Origin of the sequence: Psittacicella melopsittaci (genome assembly GCF_003585925.1) — a bacterium.
Lineage (GTDB): Bacteria > Pseudomonadota > Gammaproteobacteria > Enterobacterales > Psittacicellaceae > Psittacicella > Psittacicella melopsittaci.
The window spans coordinates 1-5,031 of record NZ_NRJH01000009.1 but is presented as its reverse complement, the minus strand read 5'-3'; the positions used below and the strand labels follow the sequence as shown (position 1 = coordinate 5,031).

At 35.8% G+C, this 5,031-nt stretch carries 3 protein-coding genes; all 3 read right to left on the bottom strand.

The window, feature by feature from the left end; all coding sequences use genetic code 11:
• Positions 1–844 precede the first annotated feature (844 nt).
• A complete protein-coding gene (locus tag CJP74_RS00960) occupies positions 845–2,314 on the bottom strand; it encodes a DASS family sodium-coupled anion symporter (RefSeq protein ID WP_119496407.1) in 1,470 nt (489 codons plus the stop codon).
• A 483-nt stretch (positions 2,315–2,797) separates the two neighbouring features.
• Positions 2,798–4,564: a hypothetical protein gene (locus CJP74_RS08035; RefSeq protein ID WP_222986805.1), complete on the bottom strand. Its 1,767-nt coding sequence runs from the start codon at positions 4,562–4,564 to the stop codon at positions 2,798–2,800.
• Between the two features lie 187 nt (positions 4,565–4,751).
• The coding region (locus CJP74_RS00945) for a hypothetical protein (RefSeq protein ID WP_222986804.1) at positions 4,752–5,031 on the bottom strand (280 nt) is incomplete at its 5' end.

Sequence of the window (5,031 nt, the reverse complement as noted above, 5' to 3'; positions counted from 1 at the left end):
AATAATTTGTAATCTTCTAAAAGGTTGTTAAGTTACAAATTACTACTAATTTTTTAATCTATTTTTTACGTGTAAAAAGTGAAATTAAACCAAGGAAAGAAAATAGTAAGATAATAAATAGTAGACGTGATAATGGAATATTTTTTATTTGCCTATCTTAACAAAAGAGAGGAGAAATAAAGGAATGGTGTAAGTCTGTCTCTTAGGATATTTCTGCCAAAATAAATCCATCGAGAGATAACTTAAATATATATCCTTTGCCTTTTAGTATGCCAAATGTCACTTTATAGTTTAGGTAAAAAATTGCCTAAATAAACTAAACTATAAATTAAAAAATAGTAGTTATAAAAACTTATTCTTCGAGAATAATGACTCTGAGATTTGTAAAAAGTGTTATTAGTTATATTAATAAAATAGCCTTATTCTTTTATTATACTAAATCACGAAGTTATTATTCTATATTTGTTAATTGATTTATTTAATTTATTGATTATAGGTTATTTATCTAAATGCCATGAAGCTAAAAAACTCGTGAGTTTTTCAAGGGAAAATGCAATTTTTACCATAATTTAGTTCTTTGTTAGGTGAGAAAAAAAAGAGATAACTAAAGAGTTTTGTCACACTTAAAACAAGGGTTTTTGCAATGAAAAATTTAACTTTATCGTAAAAGCAATTTCTTAGTTTTTTGTAAAAGTAAATTCCTAGCTTTATACTAAAAATTCTTAGCTTTTTGCAAAAGTAATTCCCTAGCTTTAAGGCAAAAAAAGCAAAAGAAAAAGTCCTCTGACTTTAAAAAAGTCAGAGGACTAAATAACATCAGAAAGTATTTAACAAAAGGATATTTTTACCAGAAGCCGAGGATTTTCCACCACAGACCACCGACAAAGATAAAAATTAGTAAGTTAACTACACTTACAACAAAACCTGCTTTCCACCATTGTGCCATACTTACATAGCCAGAAGAGAAGATAACAGGGGATGTACCTGTTGCATAGTGAGTTAAAGACATCATTAAGCTCGAAGCTGCAGCCATCATTAAACTAAAGAGCATAGGTGGCGCTCCAATTGCAATACCTGCGGTTAAGAAAGCTCCAAGCATTGCAGAAATGTGGGCTGTAGTTGAAGCAAAGAAGTAGTGGGCATACATATAAGCAAGAAGTAAAAGTAAACTTGCACTTACCCATCCTAAACCTAAATGAGCAATACCATCTTGCATATGGATTGACGCCCATTCAATTAAACCAAGACGGTTGAGGAAAGTAGCCATCATAATTAAGGCTGCAAACCAAATAATAGTATCCCAAGCTGCTTTTTCATTAAGGATATCTTGCCAACTTAAAACCCCAGTGAGGAGAAGTAGCGATAGACCGATAAAAGCAGTAGTTGTTGCATTTACCGCAAAACTAGGACCAAATAACCAAGCTGGAACCCCTGCCCAAAGTAAAAGCATTAAAATAAAGCTTCCTAACATGATTTTTTCATCAAGTTTCATTGGACCTAGCTCTTTGAGTTTGTCCTTAGCAAACTCAACTGCATTTGGGGTAGCTTTAATTTCAGGTGGATACATTATGTAGAGCACTAGAGGCATAAGAAGAATACATAATACACCAGGTAAAAGCATGGCTAACGCCCAAGTACTCCAACTTAAACTCACCGAAGAGTTAGTTGCCTTAGCAATTAAATCTACTACTAATGGGTTTGGTGAAGTAGCAGTAATAAACATTGCTGAAGTAATTGGGTTAGCATGATAGTTAGTTAGAGCTAAATAGCGTCCGATTAACCCTGAGGTTCCTTTTTCTGGACTTGAATCATAGCTACTAGCAATTGATTTCATAATAGGGTGAATTACCCCGCCTCCACGTGCCGTGTTACTTGGCATTACTGGAGCTAAGATTAATTCAGAAGTTGCTAAAGCGTAAGATACGCCAATGGTCTTTTTACCCCACATGGCGATAAAGAGATAACCAATTCGCGCTCCAAGGCCTGTTTTTAGTAAGCCACGAGCGATCATAATTGAAATACCAATTAACCAAATTAAAGGATTGCTAAATTGGCTGAGAGCAGAGTTAATTGCTGCACTTGGAGTTTGAGCTGTAACGCCAGTTAAACCAACGACAGCTATAGCAATAATCGAAATAGCCCCAATGGGCATTGCGTTACCTATAATGGCAACAATCATGGCAATAAAAATTGCTAATAGATGCCATGCGTTTTCGGTAACACCTTCAGGTACGGGAATTACATACCAAAACAGCAGGCCAACTACTAAAGCTATAGCCGCTGGAATAGGTTTAAATCCGAGTTTTAGGGCCATAAGCTCTCCTTAAACAAATTCAAAAAAATGTGCATAGAATGATACGAGTATATATCTATTTAAATATATATTAATTTGCTTGTAAAGAAGAAAAATTAAAATATTATTGTACTTTAGCTTAACTCGTTGATTTATAGGGAAAGAAATATTGTTAAAAACCCTATTATATTTAGTTATTACCCCTTGATAATAGGATCTAAATTTATTTTTCAGGCAAAAAAATATTTTTTTTTTGGGCAAAAATAAATTAAATAATTAACCTATAGCAAAATCTCAAAAAATAAGTCAGAATCTTACAGCTAAGTGATATTCCAATAATTAGTGATCAACTAAACAATTTAACCAATTAGAGATCAACTAAACAATTAATGGCTTAACTTAATCTATTATTGGTTAACTTAATCAATTAGTGTTTTACTGAACTCATTATTTTGCAAAGCAAACAAGAAAAGAGCTACCTCAAATGGGGTAGCTCTTTTAGGATTAATCATCTGAATTTGTTGGAGTCTCTGCAGGAGTAGTTGGCGTTGTTGGTGTTGCCGGAGTTGCAGGAGTCTCTGACGGAGTTTCAGTTGGTGTCTCTGACGGAGTCTCTGATGGATTTTCAGCTGGTGTCTCAGACGGAGTTTCTGACGGAGTCTCAGACGGAGTTGTCGGAGTCTCAGTTGGAGTTGTCGGAGTCTCAGTTGGAGTTGCAGGAGTCTCTGCTGGGGTTGTCGGAGTCTCAGTTGGAGTTGTCGGAGTCTCTGCAGGTGTCTCTGCAGGTGTCTCTGAAGGAGTCTCAGACGGAGTAGCAGGAGTCTCAGTCGGAGTAGCTGGAGTCTCTGCAGGTGTCTCTGACGGAGTTTCTGCTGGTGTAGCAGGAGTTTCTGCTGGTGTTGCCGAACTATCATCAGAAGCTGAAGTTTCATGTACTTCGGCTGCTTTAGCAAACAACTCTTCTTCAGTGTAGTTAAATGGAGCTAATTGTACCACCGTGAAAGTAAAGTTTAGGTTACTGTATTTAGGTGGAACATTAAGCACTCCGTATACACGATTATAAGTAGCAAAATCAGGGTAGTATGTACCATCGATTAGAGCAGGTTTATAATCTCTGATTAATGCTCCTAAAGGGTTAACTTGATCATTAGCTACAGGTACCGCAAAACCACCTGAAGTAAAGTAGAAGTTATTTAAACTTGGTAGTGGGTTTGGCCAAAAACCTGTGGTGTTAACTGGAGAAACTGGAACGTTATAGTTTCTAAAGCTAGAAACCGAAGTTTCATCTGTAGTATAAGCAAAGCTGTCATTAGTTACAGCTTGATTATCTAAGAATTGATCTACAGCAATATCTAAGTTAGCTTTCAGAGTTTCTTTTTCTAGTTTAGCTACGAGGTTACGAGTATTCTCTAAAGACTCTTGTGGATTAGCTAAATCATAAACTAAATTCGCAAAAGCTTCCCCTGAGTTAGCTGGTAAAGCTTGTTTCCCTGCTTGGCTAATTAGATCTTTATCCGCAAAAACCCCTTCAACTTTAATTTCAGCACGTTTTAGAGCTTCAGTAAGTTCTGGGTTTTCTGGATTAGGCCATACGCCAAGTTGATCATTATTTTTTACAACTGGGTTTTCGTTAACAGGATTTACATTAGTTGGTAAAGTAAAACCTTCTAATAAAGTAGTTGCTCCTGTTAATAGACTACTAGATGTGGTATCTGTTGTAGTCTCTGCTGGAGTTTCCGCAGGTGTCTCTGCAGGTGTTTCCGCTGGTGTCTCTGCTGGAGTTTCAGCAGGTGTTTCCGCAGGTGTTTCAGCTGGAGTTTCAGCAGGTGTTTCAGCAGGTGTTTCTGCAGGTGTTTCTGCAGGTGTTTCAGCTGGAGTTTCTGCTGGTGTCTCCGCAGGAGTTTCCGCAGGAGTTTCCGCAGGAGTTTCTGCAGGAGTTTCGCTTTGTTTATTTGGAGCTAATGGATCAGTTACTGTATTAGTATCAGTAGGATTTAATTGTCCATCTCCTAAAGATTTAACGGCATCTTTTAAAGCCTGAAAACCATCAGTTGAACCTAGTTCAACATTTACTCCTTCAGCAACAACCTGAGGATTACGATCTGGAAATACAGGTGCTGTTTTTACATTAAGTAAGTTACGAGGAGCAAAATTATATGTGCTGGCAAAGTTATCTAAGGTCAGGTTGTTTGGGCTTTCATTAGCAAAAGCAACCGACGGTGACAATACTGCTAAAGCAGTTAAAGTTAATACAAGATGCTGTTTTTTCATAGATTATCCTAGTCATAACTGAATCAGGAATTTTTAACTCTAGGTTAATCTATAGAGACAACTAAAAGTTCCTGAAAAATATTTAATCTTAATCTGTAAAGAATTTATTTATTGTTATAAATTAAACTCTTCAATTATTGATTTTACAACAAATAGATAAAAATGAGCAATGAAAAAGAGATAAATTTTATTTTTTCTTAGATTTTTTTCCTTTTTTAGTTTCAGGTTCTGCTAAAGAATCTAAAACATCATCAATACTAATTGAAAATATTTCATCAAAGCTAAGATCTATTTCCTGAGAAGCTTTTGCTTTACGCTCTTTCTCTAAACGCTCTTGTTCTAAACGCTCTTGTTCTAAACTCTCTTGTTCTAAACGCTCTCGTTCTAAACGCTCTTTTTCTAAACGCTCTTGTTCTAAACGTTCTTGTTCTAAACGTTCTTGTTCTAAACGTTCTTGTTCTAAACGT

Bases quoted from the DNA above. Each gene is read 5' to 3' on its own strand.
- CJP74_RS00960 (WP_119496407.1), bottom strand. From the start codon at position 2,314: ATGGCCCTAAAACTCGGATTTAAACCTATTCCAGCGGCTATAGCTTTA.
- CJP74_RS08035 (WP_222986805.1), bottom strand. From the start codon at position 4,564: ATGAAAAAACAGCATCTTGTATTAACTTTAACTGCTTTAGCAGTATTG.